General features: G+C 69.9%; 15 protein-coding genes and 1 pseudogene. 5 read left to right on the forward strand and 11 right to left on the reverse strand.

What is annotated here, in order from left to right; translation table 11 throughout:
* Nucleotides 1-61: 61 nt before the first annotated feature.
* Together ACGFNK_RS23590 and ACGFNK_RS23595 are read right to left on the reverse strand one after the other, a co-directional pair.
* Nucleotides 62-445 (reverse strand): hypothetical protein, encoded by a 384-nt coding sequence (locus ACGFNK_RS23590; protein WP_386343516.1) that lies wholly within the window; start codon nt 443-445, stop codon nt 62-64.
* 203 nt (nt 446-648) lie between these two features.
* Nucleotides 649-1572, reverse strand: a complete 924-nt coding sequence (locus ACGFNK_RS23595; RefSeq protein ID WP_393418821.1) for a MurR/RpiR family transcriptional regulator — start codon at nt 1570-1572, stop codon at nt 649-651.
* A 222-nt stretch (nt 1573-1794) separates the two neighbouring features.
* Between ACGFNK_RS23595 and ACGFNK_RS23600 the strand changes: the two genes are divergently transcribed.
* Nucleotides 1795-2472, forward strand: a complete 678-nt coding sequence (locus tag ACGFNK_RS23600; RefSeq protein WP_393418823.1) for a ribonuclease H — start codon at nt 1795-1797, stop codon at nt 2470-2472.
* 113 nt (nt 2473-2585) lie between these two features.
* Nucleotides 2586-2777 carry an antitoxin gene (locus tag ACGFNK_RS23605; protein WP_393418825.1) on the forward strand — a complete coding sequence of 64 codons (192 nt, stop codon included), beginning with the start codon at nt 2586-2588 and terminating at the stop codon, nt 2775-2777.
* Nucleotides 2778-2828: 51 nt separating this feature from the next.
* On the opposite strand, the gene ACGFNK_RS23610 is transcribed toward ACGFNK_RS23605, so the two are convergent.
* Nucleotides 2829-3341, reverse strand: coding sequence for a hypothetical protein (locus ACGFNK_RS23610; protein WP_393418827.1), 513 nt, complete (start codon nt 3339-3341; stop codon nt 2829-2831).
* 169 nt (nt 3342-3510) lie between these two features.
* Between ACGFNK_RS23610 and ACGFNK_RS23615 the strand changes: the two genes are divergently transcribed.
* Nucleotides 3511-4473: an endonuclease/exonuclease/phosphatase family protein gene (locus ACGFNK_RS23615; RefSeq protein ID WP_393418829.1), complete on the forward strand. Its 963-nt coding sequence runs from the start codon at nt 3511-3513 to the stop codon at nt 4471-4473.
* A gap of 23 nt (nt 4474-4496) precedes the next feature.
* On the opposite strand, the gene ACGFNK_RS23620 is transcribed toward ACGFNK_RS23615, so the two are convergent.
* Nucleotides 4497-5378, reverse strand: coding sequence for an alpha/beta hydrolase (locus tag ACGFNK_RS23620; RefSeq protein ID WP_393418831.1), 882 nt, complete (start codon nt 5376-5378; stop codon nt 4497-4499).
* 70 nt (nt 5379-5448) lie between these two features.
* A complete protein-coding gene (locus ACGFNK_RS23625; protein ID WP_393418833.1) occupies nt 5449-6603 on the reverse strand; it encodes a helix-turn-helix domain-containing protein in 1155 nt (384 codons plus the stop codon).
* A 280-nt stretch (nt 6604-6883) separates the two neighbouring features.
* Between ACGFNK_RS23625 and ACGFNK_RS23630 the strand changes: the two genes are divergently transcribed.
* Nucleotides 6884-8059: a helix-turn-helix domain-containing protein gene (locus ACGFNK_RS23630; protein WP_393418835.1), complete on the forward strand. Its 1176-nt coding sequence runs from the start codon at nt 6884-6886 to the stop codon at nt 8057-8059.
* Nucleotides 8060-8071: 12 nt separating this feature from the next.
* On the opposite strand, the gene ACGFNK_RS23635 is transcribed toward ACGFNK_RS23630, so the two are convergent.
* The 3 genes from ACGFNK_RS23635 to ACGFNK_RS23645 form a co-directional block, all read right to left on the reverse strand.
* The gene (locus ACGFNK_RS23635) at nt 8072-8836 is read right to left on the reverse strand and encodes an ankyrin repeat domain-containing protein (protein WP_393418837.1); all 765 of its coding nucleotides are present in this window, start codon (nt 8834-8836) and stop codon (nt 8072-8074) included.
* A gap of 132 nt (nt 8837-8968) precedes the next feature.
* Nucleotides 8969-10147, reverse strand: coding sequence for a damage-control phosphatase ARMT1 family protein (locus ACGFNK_RS23640; RefSeq protein ID WP_393418839.1), 1179 nt, complete (start codon nt 10145-10147; stop codon nt 8969-8971).
* Between the two features lie 35 nt (nt 10148-10182).
* On the reverse strand, nt 10183-11598 hold the full coding sequence (locus tag ACGFNK_RS23645; RefSeq protein WP_393418841.1) for a S1 family peptidase: 1416 nt from the start codon (nt 11596-11598) through the stop codon (nt 10183-10185).
* A 267-nt stretch (nt 11599-11865) separates the two neighbouring features.
* Between ACGFNK_RS23645 and ACGFNK_RS23650 the strand changes: the two genes are divergently transcribed.
* The gene (locus tag ACGFNK_RS23650) at nt 11866-12888 is read left to right on the forward strand and encodes an alpha/beta fold hydrolase (protein WP_393418843.1); all 1023 of its coding nucleotides are present in this window, start codon (nt 11866-11868) and stop codon (nt 12886-12888) included.
* Here the strand turns inward: ACGFNK_RS23650 and ACGFNK_RS23655 are convergent.
* The 3 genes and pseudogenes from ACGFNK_RS23655 to ACGFNK_RS23665 all read right to left on the reverse strand — a co-directional run.
* Nucleotides 12878-13630 carry a YqjF family protein gene (locus ACGFNK_RS23655; protein WP_393418845.1) on the reverse strand — a complete coding sequence of 251 codons (753 nt, stop codon included), beginning with the start codon at nt 13628-13630 and terminating at the stop codon, nt 12878-12880. The genes ACGFNK_RS23650 and ACGFNK_RS23655 overlap by 11 nt on opposite strands.
* A gap of 61 nt (nt 13631-13691) precedes the next feature.
* A pseudogene (locus ACGFNK_RS23660) lies at nt 13692-14312 on the reverse strand (hypothetical protein).
* A gap of 81 nt (nt 14313-14393) precedes the next feature.
* A partial coding sequence (locus ACGFNK_RS23665; RefSeq protein ID WP_393418847.1) for a transposase occupies nt 14394-14856 on the reverse strand: 463 nt, incomplete at its 5' end.

Below are 14856 nucleotides of genomic sequence, written 5' to 3' on the forward strand. Positions count from 1 at the left end.
GTGCCACATGTCGCGCGAATGCGCGCACCGGCCGCCGGAGCGGCGAGCGGTTCTGGCCGGCTCAGCGTCCGGTGCGTCCGCTGTTGCCGTCCACCAGGGCCTGGGTGACGACGCGTACGCCGCGGGCGATGTGGTTCAGTTGCGTGAGTTCCGCGGCGTACAGCTTGATGGTGTGCTCGATGACGGACTCCGGCATCCCCATGGAGGGCAGCTCGGCGCGGGCGCTGTGCAGCGCGGTGCGGATGACCCGGATCTCCTGCTGGAGCTGGATCTGCGCATGGCGGGCGAGCAGAACGGGCTCGCGGATCAGCAGCGGATAGCTGCCGTAGCGGGAGGGCACCAGTTCGCGCAGCCACTTGGCCGCCGATCGTTCCCAGTCCCGGTTGCCGGGCGTCTTTACCTGGCAGGGCCAGTCCGTGCTGATCGGTGAGTACGTCAGGGACATCGTCATCGCATTTCCGAGGCGGCAGGCGGTTCGGGAGACTCCCGATCAGCGAGCAGTATTCATATATACCGTCGGGTAAGCAAGCGCATGAAAAAATTCATGTGAGCGCCTCCTTGAATACGGCCGAATCATGCCTTGCGGGAGGCGACCGCCGCGTTCCAGTGGACATCGGACCTTTACGGTGCAGTCCGTACCAGCCTCACTCAGTCCTTGAGGAAGAAAGCGTGCTGTTCCGCGCCCTGCTCGTACTCGTCGAGTCTGGCCTGTGTGCGTTCGGGGTCCGCGTCGGTCATCGCCTGGAGCAGGGCCGCGGACATCACGACCGGCGCGGCGTACGAGTCGAAGACGAGGCGCGCGCCGGTGCCGGAGGCGAAGAGCACGTCCGCCTCGTCGGCGAGCGGGCCGAGCGCCAGATCGGTGACCAGGGCGACGCGCAGGCCCGCGCGTTTGGCGACCCGCAGGGCCGTGAGCGTCTCGTGTGCGTGCCGCGGCATGGAGAAGGCCAGGACCCAGGTCCCGCCCGCCTCGCGCGACTGCAGCAGTGCGTCGTACGCGACACTGCCGCCCCGTGTCACAAGCCGGACGTCCGGGTGGATACGGCGCGCGGCGTACGCGAAGTACTCGGCCAGTGAGCCCGAGATCCGCAAGCCCAGGACCGTCAGCGGTGTCGACTGCGACAGTGCGCGGCCGATCTCGATCACTCGCTCGGGATCGGCGAAGTCGCGCCGCAGGTTCTCCAGGTTGTCGATCTCGGAGTCGACGGCCGCCTGGAGTTCGTTCGGGCGGGCTTCCTCGGCGGCGTCCGGCGCGGACGCGAGCGTGCTGAGCGCGATCGACTGAAGCCGCTCCCGCAGTGCGGGATAGCCGCTGAAGCCCACCGCCGTCGCAAAGCGCGTCACCGAGGGCTGGCTCACGCCCGCCCGGTCGGCGAGATCCGTGATCGACAGGAACGCGGCCTCGGTGATGTGCTCGATCAGATACTGAGCGATACGCCGCTGGCCGGGGGAGAGCCGCTGTCCGTCGAAAAGCGCCCGCAATCGTGACGAGGGGGCGGCCTCCGCCTCGGGCACCGGCTTTCCCGAGCTGATCGCGGACGCCTGCGCGCGAGCCCGCTGCGGCGATGGCACCGGTGCGCCTCCTTCGTCCTTCACAGTGGTTCAACATACAGCGAGGCTTGAGGGGCGGACTGTGGCCAGCTACGACGTCCGGTGCGGTACGCGCCCCTCAAAGAGGCCGCAGGCCTCTTTGAGGGGCGCGGGGCTGTATCAATTTGCGGCTCCGCCGCGTGGGCGCGACCAGCCACAACGGACCCGCAGCTTCGAACGGCAAATCCAGCGGAGCGCTCTGGCATGATCGTACGCATGGCTGAACGCGTTATCGCCGCGTGTGACGGGGCGTCGAAGGGAAACCCAGGGCCCGCCGGCTGGGCCTGGGTGATCGCCGACGCGACGGGAACCCCCGTCGCGTGGGAGGCCGGACCGCTGGGGAAGGCGACCAACAACGTCGCCGAACTCACCGCGCTGGAACGGCTGTTGGCGGCCGTCGAGCCGGGCGTGCCGCTGGAGATCCGGATGGACTCGCAGTACGCGATGAAAGCCGTCACGAGCTGGCTGCCCGGCTGGAAGCGCAACGGCTGGAAGACGGCCGCGGGCAAGCCGGTGGCCAACCAGGACCTCGTCGTACGCATCGACGAGCTGCTGGAGGGCCGCGAGGTGGACTTCCGCTACGTACCCGCGCACCAGGTCGGCGGGGACCCGCTCAACGACTTCGCCGACCGGGCCGCGAGCCAGGCCGCGTTCGTCCAGGAACCGGCGGGCAGTGAGCAGGGGTCGCCGGAGCCGCCCCCGTCGTCCGGCGGCAAGAAGGCGGCGTCCCCCAAGAAACGCACCTCCGCCGCCTCCTCGTCCCGCACGCTCAAGGCCAAGTTCCCGGGCCGCTGCCGCTGCGGTCGCCCCTACGCGGCGGGCGCGACCATCGCCAAGAACCCTGACGGATGGGGCCACCCGGAGTGCCGGACAGAGGCATAGCCCTCCGACAGCCCTCCGTCCGCCCCGCTCCCACCCCACCGCCCTGGGATGCGAAACCCCCCACCTGCCGTGACCCTGGATGGGTGGGGGTGAGCTGAGCAGGAGGATGTCTCATGTCCATGATGGACAAGATCAAGAGCATGCTGAAGGGCCACCCGGAGCAGACGTCCAAGGGCGTCGACAAGGGCGGCGACGTCGTGGACGAGAGGACCCAGGGCAAGCACAGCGGCCAGGTCGACACCGCCCAGGACAAGCTCAAGGACCAGTTCGGCGGCGAGCGCAAGGACCGTCCGCCGCAGCAGTGACCCCGGCCCCTCGTGGTCCTGGGGCGATACCTCCGGGGCGACGAGGGCCGCTCAGGTCCGGGGAGCCGACGAGTACTGAAGCCGGTTACCGGCGAAGGGCCGTCCCTTCACCTGACCCCACCACAGCACCACCCCGTGCTTCCGCTCCCAGCGGGCGGCGTGCCCCGCCTGCATCAGCCGGTCGACGGCAGAGATCAGCGGCGCCAGGGCGAACCACGGGAACCAGAACGAGACGATCAGCGTCGGCGCGGTGATGAGGGCGAGCAGCCTGCCGGCGAGGAGATCGCGCCGCAGGTCCACGTTCCGGGACGGCACGGCGTCGGACTCGGCCAGGGGATGCGCAGACTTGTACGACGACACCTCGCCCACCCACTTCAGCGGGCACACGGAGACGAGCCCTGCCAGCACGCCCATGGCGGACGCGCCGCCGAAGGCCTGCCAGAAGCCGTAGTCCTCCTCCGGGGCGTCGCGCACCCCGTAAGCCACGAGCACGCTGATCGCCACGGCGCATGCCGCCGTCGCGGCGCCCTTCAGCTGATGGTGCACGTATCCGATCACCGTCACGCCCCCCCCACGCCCACCCCCACGGTCGGGCCCCGGTCAACTATGCCCGCGGTAACGGCGAATTTCGGCCTCCGTGTGGATCAGCTGACCAGAACTCCTGTTGTTCCAGCGATGGAAGGCGCTGTGCCATGGTGAGGGGCAGCGGAAGCAAGAGGGGGGCACTGCGTTCATGGCAGCGTCAACGAACCTGGCCCCGTCTTCGTCCCGCCGTCGGGTCGTCATGGCGGCGGCTTCCCTCGTGCTGCTGCTCGTCGGCCTGCCTCCCAGCGCGGCGCCCCTGCAGGCGAACCCGGATCCTGTACCGCCCGGTCCGGCGCCCATACAAGCGGGCTCGGCCGCGACGGCGTACCGGATCGCCACCTTCAATATGGCGGGCGGCAACCCGAAGTACGGGACGGCGGGCGAGGAAGCCGCCGACGACTTCGTACGCACCGTCAAAGAACGCCGGCCGGCCTTCGTGACCATCCAGGAGGGATGCCGCGACTGGACGGAGCGGCTCGACAGCCAACTCCCCGGCTATTCGGCGGTGTTCGACCCGGTGGTGCCGGAGGCCGGCACGCCTGCGCGGTGCTGGCACGACTCGGAATTCGGCAACGCCCTCCTTTACCGCAACGACCTCGGCTTCGCGCCTCCGACCGGCGGTGGGCACGACCTCGGTTCACCGGCCGGCCGCGAACAGCGCGAAATGCTCTGCATACGCTCGCAGGCACGGCGTCTGGCAGTGTGCTCGATCCACATGTCGAGCGGTTCCGCTCCCGAGCTCCAGGAAGCCCGGGAGAAGGAGGCCGCCGAGGCGAAGCGGCTCCTGGCCACCACCTACCGCGGCTACCGGAAGTTCCTCCTGGGCGACATCAACACGACCGCCGAGGAGGCGCCCACCGACAGCTTCTATCACCCCGACTACGGGGACGGGGCGACGGGGGAGTTCAAGGAGGCGGGCAGTCCCTGCGGCAACTACATGAACAACTGGACGGTGCCCTGCCGGGCCGGTGAGGCGACCTACGGCCTGAAAAAGATCGACTACCTCTTCGTCCCCCCGTCCGTCACCGTCAAGGGGAGCGAGACCGTGCACAGCGACTTCTCCGACCACGACTCCCTCTGGGCGGAAATCGTGCTCCCGGACCGGTCCTGAGACCAGGCCGGTCCGGGGAGCCCCTAACCCGTGGGACAGGTGTTCCGATACTCGCTGATCTGCAGGTTCGGTGCCGGAGCCGGGCACAGGAACTGCTCGTAGCGCACGTCCTCGTCGACGAACCGCTTCAGCCAGGCGATGCTGTACTTCGCGATCGTCACGTTGGGGGAGATCGCCACCATGTGGCCCTCGCCCCTCAGCTCCAGGTACGCCTTCTCCGGTGCGGAGGTGAGGCTGTCGTAGAACGGCTTCGCGTGCGAAGCCGGTGACGCGATGGCGTCGTTCTGGGCGCCCATGATCATCGTGGGTACCCGATCGCCCTGCCAGGTCTTGTCGTTGTTCCACGGCATGAGCGGAATGGCGGCCTTGAGTGAAGGCCGCAGCTCCGAGGCCTTGAGCGAGCCGCCCCCGCCCATCGAATGGCCCATCACGGCAAGGCGGTTGGGGTCGATACGGTTCTTCACGGAGCTGCTCTGGACGAGGAAGTCGAGCGCGTTGACCAACTGGGTCGCCCGGTCGTCGGGCTGGTCGGTGCCGGAGTTGGTCTCCAGGGTAAGTACGACGAACCCCTGGGACGCCAGGCGTGGGCCGTACCAGCTGACCACGGCCTCCGGCGACAAGAACCCCGGGCTGATCGCCACGGCTCCGAACGTGCCCTGGCTGGTGTCGGTGGGGTAGTAGGCGGTCCCCTTGTTGAAGTTCGGGCCGTCGACCGTGGTCTGGGCCGTGGCGAAGGGACCGCGCTCGGCGGTGATGGACTGTTCGGTGGGCGCGGGACCCCGTTGGAAGTCGCCGGGTCCTGCCTGCGCCTGCTGGGGGAGGAGGCTCGCACCGGTCACCGCCAGGGCGGCGGCGCCGGAGAGCAGTCCGAGTCGTTTCGCGGTGCGGGTGCTCGCATGTCTCATGCGGCTGAGCATGCTGACAGAAGTTCAGTACCGCTTCTCGTTCAACTGCTGAATCCTGTACGGAAGTTTGTCAGTGCGGCGAGGAATGCCGCGCCGACCTGCTGCGCAGCGCGAGCTGCGCGTCGAAGCGGAACGCCGGGTCCTCGAGCCGGTCGCCGTACAGCGCGGTCAGCTGACGCAGCCGGTTGCGCGCCGTCTGCGGATGGATGCCCAGCGCGGCGGCGACTTCCGGGGCGGTACGCCCGGTGGAGGCGAGCAGCGCGTCGAGCGTGTCCGTGAGGCGTTGCACCTTGCCGGGAGGGAGGCCTCGCAAGGGCTCAAGTACCTGGTCGGCCAGGAGACTTCCGATCGGGGAGCCGTGCAAGAGGTGCAACTCCGCGAGGTGGTCCTGGGCGCTGGTCCGTCCCAGGCGACGGGCAAGGCGGGCGCAGTGCAGCGAGACCCAGGCCTCGTCCAGGGGCACGGCCGGGCCCACTGCCGCCTCGGTGCCCTGGAATGCCGTCAGCAGCCGCTCGTCGGGCACTACCAGGTGCAGCTCGTCGTCCCTGGTCACCCTGAGGACATCGGCGTCGAGACCGGGCACCTTGACGGAGGCGGGCAGCAGCACACAGCGGACCCGCTCCGGCAGCGGCCAGGCGGCCCTGCGGGCCAGGTCCGGCAGCGGTTCCGCGAGCGGATCGCGGCGGCGCTGCAGCAGCCGCGCCACGAGCAGCCGGCGAGTGCGCAGGACGTCGTCGGCGGCACCGGCCCGCGCCTCCTCGAAGCCCGCCACCGCCTCCCCGGCCATCGCGTGGATGTGCGTGAGTACCGCCTCGCTGAGCGGAACGGCGATCTCGCCCGGCAGCGCCGCGTCCCGTGCCACGTCCACATAGCGGCGGCACGCCACCCGGGCGCCGATACGGTACGCGGCCTGCAGCCCGTCCATACCGCGCCCGCTCAGGTACTCCAGCCTGCCCAGCCTTCTGAAGCGCGGCACATAGTGCTGCTGCGGCGCGTCCGGCTCCTCGACCAGCTCGGTGAACTGGGTGGCCGCCAGACGCACCGCCTCGGCGAGATCACGCGCGACGGCGGAGCCGATCGGCTGCCGGTAGCCCCGTACCTCCCGGCGGATCGCCTGCACCATCTCCGTGGTGAGCTCCGGAAGCCGGGTGCGCAGACGCGGTGCGAGGGCCGGCGGCAGCTCGTGCCACGGGCGCCTGGATAAGAACGGCTCGGCAGCTTCCACGTCGCAACTCCCTTGTTTGGCGGCCTTGGTGAAGTCCGCGCCCCGTAAGGGGCGCGGGGCTGTGACATATGCGGCTCCGCCGCGGGGCGCGACCAGCCACGACGAACCCGCAGCTTCGAACCGCATTTTCAGCGGAGCGCCTAGCACGAGAGGGTGAGTCGTCGTGGTCTGGAGTGTAAGGCGGATGACACCTTCGCCGAGCGCTCGCGCGCGAAATCTGGCGCACGTCACAGGAGTCCCCCATGATTGTCCAGCCCCACGGGTATCCACGGGAGGCACCTTGACCCTCGCGAACGCACAGGACGCCGATCCGCTCCCAGGCGGGCTGCGCCGGATGCTGCTGCGGCAGATCCCGGCCGTCGTCGACGAGATGGAGGAAGCCGTACGTTCCGGGCTGCCGGACTACTCGGACCTCGCGGACGACACGGCCGGCTTTTCGGTACGCCAGGTCATCGACCAGACGGTGAGCTGTTTCGTCTCACTCCACGACGTGACCCGGCCCAGCCCCGCCGCCGTCGCCGAGGTCATCGCCCTGTACGAGGCCATCGGCGCCCAGCACGGCCGCCTCGGCCGCCCCCTCGACGTACTGAGAGACGCGCTCGACCTGGCAGGACGGGTGGCGTGCCGCCGGCTCATCGAGGACGCGTACCGCGAGAAATGGCCGGAGCCCGTGCTGACGAAGCTCACCGAGGACGCCTTCGAGCTGATGAGCATGGCCATTTCGGCGGCCTCACGCGGGTACGACGACGTGTGCGGCCGGGCCCCGGTCGACGTACAGCGGGACCTGCTGCGCGACGCGCTGGTCGCCGAGGCCGGACAGGCCCCGCGGCCGCTCGCCGAGCTGGCCGCGGCCGCCGGGTGGCAGCTGCCGCGCACCCTCGCCGTGCTCGCCCTGCCACCGGGGGACCACCCGCAGACCCATGTCCTGCCGCCCGAGGTCCTCGCCGACCGCAACCCCGTCGCGCCGTACCTCATCGTGCCCAACCCCCGTATCTCCGGCCGGGGTTGGCTGCCGAAGGCCAAGGGCGCGGTGCTCGGGCCCGTCGTCCCCGTCGACCAGGGCGCGGTGTCGTTGCGCTGGGCGCGGCGTGCGCTGGACCTGGTCGACCGGGGGGTGCTGGCCGCGGAGGCGCCGCTGCGCTGCGTCGACCACCTGGCCGTCCTGACCGCCTTCCAGTCCGGCGACCTCCTCGAAGCCGCCGCGACCACCCTGCTCGGTCCGCTCCTCGAACTCCCGCCCCGCCGCCGCGAACCCCTCCTCGAAACCCTGCTGGTCTACCTCCGCTGCGGAGACAACGCCGTCCTCACCGCCGAACGCCTCCACGTCCACGAGCAGACGGTCCGCTACCGGCTCCGCCAGATCTCCCAGCTCACGGACGGCACCTGCCCCGATCCCGAACGCCACTTGGAGACCATGCTGACACTGACGTGGCTGCTGTCGCCCGAGGCCCGCTGATCGCGCCGGTGCTCACGGCAGTTGGGCGCGCGATTTCGCCCCTTGCCCGCGCAGCCAGCGGACGACGGCATCGGCGTCCGCGGCACGGGCGATGTCGAGCGGCGTCCGGTCGTCGTAGCCGATCCAGTCGCGGTCGGCGCCGAGCGCCAACAGGTACTCGGCGGTGGCCAGTTGGCCGCCGTGGCAGGCGCCCCAGAAGGCACGGGTGAGGGCGTCGTGGTCGACCGGTCCCTGATCCGCCGGCTTGTCGTCGGCCGGCCCGGGGCCTTCGACGAAGACCTTCACCCGGTCCAGCAGGCCGAGCGTCGCGGCGTCCTCAAGCGTCGTACGCGCCCCGAGTTCGACGAGCCGGTGCGCGGCCCGCCACTGGCCGAAACCGCGTGCGTCGGCGAGGGGCGTTCCGCCGCCGATCACGGCACCCGGGGCCTCGATGTCGGCGCCCGCCTGGACGAGCGCGTCGAGCATGGGGACGTCGTTGCTGCTCGCCGCCCAGTGCAGCGGGGTCTCCGAATGGGCCCCCTCGAAACGGGCGTTGGGATCCGCACCCGCCGCCACCAGCGTGGCGACCACCGCCGGACCGTGGGGAAAGTGACCGGGCCAGTCCGCGGCGACATGCAGCAGCGACCGGCTCCCCGCACCACTGCCATGCTCGACGATCCGCGCGGTGGCAAGCTCGGGATGCTCGGCAAGGCACTGCCGCAGCGCCGTCACGTCACCTCCGCGGATCGCCTCGGTCACCGCGACGGATAGGGGATCCCGCGAGTCGAGCGTCTCCATCACACGCCTCCAGCCCAGCGCCACCTGTCACGCACGCCCCTGAGCCTGCCAGAAATCGAACGCCCACGGCGCCCGACTCGTGGGCGAGTTCGACGCGCACCGCCGGATCGCGGGCTGTCGTGCGGTGACCGGTCAGGCGCTGACCTGGATCAGAGCGTGCGTTCCGCTCGTGCGCCAGGCTTCCCCGGTCGCGTCCAGTTGCTCGAGCGTGCGGGGCGGCAGGCCCGTGGCGACGTCCGACTTGAGGGTGCGCAGTGCCGCCACCGGGGCGGGGAAGTACGCGGTGACCTCGGCGAAGGGGATCGTGGCGGGCCAGTGGCGGTCGCCCACGAGGCGGCGGTAGTTGAGGTCGCCCTTCATGATCGTGAGCGTGGCGGACGCGAAGTCGTCGCGGAGGTCGGCCGGCATGTGCACGTAGGGGAGTGGTGCGCAGGAGAACGGGTGGGTACGCAGGATCAGGCGGCCGCTCGTGATGGCCTGCCGCAGCCGCTTCCCGATGTCCGCCGCGTGGCCGGACGCGGTGGTCAGGCGGTCCAGGCAGGCGAGGGCGTCGGCGGTGGTGGCGTCGGAGACGTAGTACGGGTACGGCTTGAGATGCAGGACGACCGAGTTCGCGCGGCGCGTGGTCAGCAGGTGGTCGGCGAGTACGAGGTCGGGGAGCAGCTCGGGTCCGGCGTTGTCGGCCACCAGGCACACCTTGCCGGGCTGAGCGGCGGCCAGGGTCCCCCACAGCGCGACCGAGTCGTCCACCACCAGTCCGGGTACGCGATCGCCCAAACCCTCGGCACCCGCGGACAGTTGGAAGCCGAGGTCCGCACGGTTGCCCCAGAGGGAGGAGTGCAGGGGCGTGCGGTCCTGTTCCTCCGCTGGGAGCTGGGGGAGGCGGTCGAGTGCGGCGAGTTCGTCGTCGACCTTGGAGCTCGCGAGTTCGGCGTTCTTGAACGGGGCGAAGGGGTCCACACCCTGCCACGGGCCGGGCGTGAAGTAGCGCAGGGCGGCGAGGAGTTTGCGGTAGAAGAAGCTCTCCGCCCACAGGAAGGGGACGTCCGGCCAGCGTTGCCCGTAGTGGGGCTCGTCCCGCCACTGATCGGCACCCGGTTCGCCGTCGTCCAGTGGCTCGATCACTCCCTCGGTGATCTCCTCCAGAAGGACGTTCAGCGCGCGCTGCTGCTCGGGCGGGTACGGCGTGGCCTGCCGTACCCGCTCGATGAGGGCCGGATGTCGCTCGTCCAGCACACTCCGCGCGAAGGAGCCGGCGGTGCTGACAATGACAGGAGCGCGGTCGTCGGGCGCTGGGCGGGGAAGCGTCATTCCCTCAGTAAACCGCTCACGGTACGGCGCTCACGTCAGCCCCAGCTCTGTGAGTACTCGTTGCGGTACTGCCTGCGTCCCCGTTCCATGCGGATCTGGATCGCCACCAGCGCGATCAGGCTTCCGGCGATGACCAGCAGCCCCGGCCCGAGATTCCGGTACTCCGCGAGTCGCGCGAACGGTGACGAGGCCTCGTCCGACCCGCCCTCGGGCACGGTCTCCACCTCTCCCACGCCGCCGGGCGCGGTCGAGGCTCCGCCGGGCGGCACGCCCGCGCCTGCCCCGTTGTCGGCGTCGTTGCCCGCGCCCGCGTTGTCGTCCCGGGCCGGGGGTGAGGCTTGCTGGCCGCCCGCCGCATCGGGATCGGCGGCCAGCTGCACGCCGAGCGAGTCCAGCGCCTTGGTGACCGGCTGGAAGAACGTCGTACCGCCGCTGTCGCAGTCCCCGTTGCCACCCGAGGTGATGCCCAGCGCCGTGCCGTTGGCGAACATCGGGCCGCCGCTGTCGCCCGGTTCGGCACACACCGTGGTCTCGATCAGCCCGGTGACCGTGCCCTGCGGGTAGTTCACCGTCGCGTCCAGACCGGTCACCTCGCCGGACTGGAGCCCCGTGGTGCTCCCGCTGCGGAAGACCTTCTGCCCGACGGCGGGATCGGCCGCACCGGTGATCCGCACGCCTTCGCCGTTGCCGACGGCCACCACGTCGGGGCCCTCGAGCACAGTGCCGGTGTCGTACCGAATCAGGGAGTAGTCACTGCCGGGGAACTCCCCGTCCACGGTGGTCCCGACCTGCTGGGTGCCCTGCGTGTCCGAGAACCAGGTCGTGCCCTCGGGCGCGCAATGGCCCGCCGTCAGAATGAAGTTGGCCCGGCCGTTGGTCACGTTGAAGCCCGCCGAGCAGCGGCCCGCGCCCGCGAAGAGCGGCTCGGCGCCGTTCAGCCGTGGCGTGAACTCGCCCTCGATGCGTTCCATCCGTACGGACTTCCCGATGCTCTCGGCGACCTTGGTCAGCCGTGACCACTCGTCCGCGGAGACGGTGTTGTCCGCGCGGACGACCACCTGGTTGTTGGCGTAGTCCATCGACCACGAGGTGCCGGACACCCGGGGCGAGTCCTTCAACGTGGCGGTGGCGGACCGCAGTTCGCGCATGTTGTGGTTCACCATCTTGGCCTGGGCGCCCGCCTTGCGTACGTCCGCCGCCGCCTCCTCGTCGGTCACCGCGACCACCGGGCGCCCGTCGGCATCGAGCCAAGTGCCCGCCGTGCGCTCGGTGCCCAGCTCGGAGACGAGGCCCCGACCTGTGTCGGCGGACCGGGTCACGGCGCCCGGCTGGTCCGACTCGGCCGGCGTCTCGCTCGCCATGGCCTGCGAGACCATCAGCCCTCCGCAGACCAGCCCGCCGATGGCGGCGAACCGCGCGAACCGCTGAACGTTCCGTCGTGCATGCCTCATCCATGGCTCCCGTACGCCTGTCCTGACACAGCGTCACCCGCGCGGGCACCCACGCAGGGTGGACGCCCTCCTTCAGTACGTGCCGACATACCGTCCGGTTCACCGAACCCGCCCACTCTTCGGAGTCGGCCGGATCCCGATGGTCGGGCGTGATCCAAAGGGGCGATGGACAGGGGCCTTGTTGCCGGAACAGCAACTTTGGTCGCGATGTCGCAGCCGTACCTCCGACGATCGAGATCAGTGGACCCCAGGCCCCGAGGAGGACGTATGTCGCACGTAGCGGACCCGTACACATCGGCGAACGCGCAGCATCGGCTGGTGGACGTCCCAGGTGGCCGTATCCATCTGGTCGAGCAGGGGAGGGGCCCCCTGGTCCTCCTGGTGCACGGCTTCCCCGAGTCCTGGTACTCCTGGCGCCACCAACTCCCCGCGCTCGCGGCGGCGGGCTACCGTGCCGTCGCCGTCGACGTACGCGGGTACGGGCGTTCCTCCAAGCCGCACGATGTGGCGGCGTACCGGATGACGGCACACGCCGAGGACAACGCCGCGGTCGTACGCGCCCTCGGCGAGGAGACCGCCGTGATCGTGGGCCACGACTGGGGCGCGACCATCGCGGCCCACTGCGGCCTGCTCCGGCCGGACGTCTTCACCGCCGTGGGACTGCTGGGCGTCCCGTACGCACCGCGGAACCCGATCCGCCCGACCGACGCCTTCGCCATGATCGGCGGGGACGAGGAGTTCTACGTCAGCTACTTCCAGGAGCCGGGCCGGGCGGAGGCGGAGATCGAGCCGGACGTACGGGGTTGGCTGGCGGGCTTCTACGCCACGCTGTCGGCCGACACGATGCCCACGTCGGGAGACGGCAGTGTCTTCTTCGTCCCCGAAGGCGGCCGGCTCGCCGACCGATTCGTGAAGGACCGGCCCTCCTGGCTCACCGACGCAGAACTCGACTACTACGTGGGCGAGTTCGAGCGCACCGGACTCACCGGAGCACTCAACCGCTACCGCAACGTCGACCGGGACTGGGAGGACCTCGCCGAGTGGGACGGAGCCCCCATCACCCAGCCGTCCCTCTTCCTCGCCGGCGAAAAGGATGCCTCCCTCGCCTGGCTGGCCGACGCGGTCAAGGCCTTCCCGACGACCCTCCCCGGCCTGGTCTCGTCCCACATCCTCGAGAACTGCGGCCACTGGGTGCAGCAGGAACGTCCCGAGGAGGTCAATCGACTCCTGCTCGCCTGGCTTCAATCCCCCGACTTGGTCGCGGAACTCGCGGAACGGCTCAGGGAGTAGGGATGCCCGCCGGGCGGGACGGGCGACCGAGCAGAACCGGGACGCCGGGGGAGTACAGGACGCTGACCGGGGCGTCGCCCGGGGCGGGCAGGCCGGCCGCCGTGATGAGGTTCTCCTCGCAGGTCAGCAGCTCGGCGCGGTGCAGGGGCCAGCGCGGGTGGTCGTTCGGGAGGTACGACGCCGAGCCGAAGAAGGCGTTGTGCATGCCCCAGCGGGCGGTGAGGAAGTGCTCCAACTTCGTGGGTTCCTCGATGCGTTCACCGATCCGTACGGTGATGCGGCTGCATGCGCCGCGCGGGCCGGGCCAGCGGCGGGAACTGGTGTACGTGACGGTGTCGCCGGCAGAGCGGACGGTCATCCGGGACCACAGGTACGGCAGCCGGAAGCCGACGCGTCCCATCACCACCGGGATCAGCCGCGAGGCGTCCATCGAGCGGAAGACGACACCGCGGCGCCCATGCGCGTCCACCGAGTACAGGCGCACATTGGTCTCCGGGAAGGTCCCCAGATACGGCACCCCGGGCAGACGCAGCCATCCGACCCGGTGCATCCGGAAGGCGACGAGCCCGACATACGTCACTCCGTCATGCGTGTCGGGAACGGTTCCCCTCGGCAACAGCCCCGCCACGACGGCTGGTTCGACGGCCCAGTGGATGAAGGCGAGGTCGAGCCATTGCTGGGTGAGGAGGGGAGTGCGTATCGGAGTGGGGGCGTCGGGGGTGACGGGGCTCGGCTTCTGCACGGGGCCAGGATGGCAGAGGGGCTGGTGGCGGCGGGCGGCTGGATGAATGAGTCCGATGTCTTCAGTGGTCGTACGCGATCAGCGAGCGTTTGACTGCGGCCCCGGTGTTCCAGTTGTGCCAGATCGCGGTGGCCAGGGCCAGCAGGCGTTGGGCGGTGCGGGCGAACACACCGGTTGGGGTTCTGCCGCCGTGCTGTTCCAGGCTGAGCTGGCCTTTGAGGGTGCCTTCGGCGGTGGTGACCAGGCAGGCCGGAATCCCCAGAAGAACGGGGAGTGGCTGCGGCAGTAGCCGTATCCGGCGTGCCCGGCCAGCTCGGAGCGTTTGACGGTCTCGCGGGAGGCGGCGCAGGGCAGTGGCTTGGAATCAATCAGTCGGAGGCTGTCGTACCAGGTCGGCACCTGCCGGGCGAGCATCTCGATCACGTGGCTGATCAGTGGCCCTGCGGCGTTGAGGCGCTTGTTGTAGGCGGACTGCTGGGGCAGGTAGCGGAAGAGGTGTCCGAGCGGGCGTGGGCGAAGCGGATCCAGTGCCGTGCAGAGGGGAAGCCGAGCAGGACCGGGCGACCGCCAGGCACAGCAGTTCGGCGTCCGTAGTGGATCGCCCGATCCGGCGACAAGGCGCCAAGTGGTCGTCGATGAACACGTACAGTGCCGCCAGAAGGGCGTCCGGGTTTGTCTTCACAAGCTGACCAACGGGCGCCCTTCGCCATGGTCGCGATCGGCACAGACCTCGGCTAGTGTGCTGCGCCAGAACTTCCGAGCTTTAGTTCCGCTCGGTTGTGTCGGTGCTGGGTCTGACCTTTGCCAGGTAATCGGCGAGGGAGTTGAGGATCTCGTCGGCGGTCTTGGTCCAGGTGAACGGCCTGGGGTCCTCGTTCCAGGTGGTGATCCACGCCTTGATGTCGTCTTCGAGGGCCTTGACGGAGGTGTGGACGCCGCGGCGGATGAGCTTGTCCGTCAACAGGCCGAACCACCGCTCGACTTGGTTGATCCAGGAGGTCCCTGTCGGGGCGAAGTGCACGTGGAACCTGGGACGCTTCGCCAGCCAGGTCCTGATCTCGGGGGTGTTGTGGGTGGCGTAGTTGTCGCACACCAGGTGTACATCGAGTCCGGCAGGCACGGCCTTGTCTATCGTGACCAGGAACTTCTTGAACTCGATCGCCCGGTGGCGGCGGTGGACTTCGCCGATGACGGTGCCGTCGGCGATGTTGAACGCGGCGAACAGG

Source organism: Streptomyces sp. NPDC048825 (genome assembly GCF_043198355.1).
Classification (GTDB): Bacteria; Actinomycetota; Actinomycetes; order Streptomycetales; family Streptomycetaceae; genus Streptomyces; species Streptomyces xiangluensis.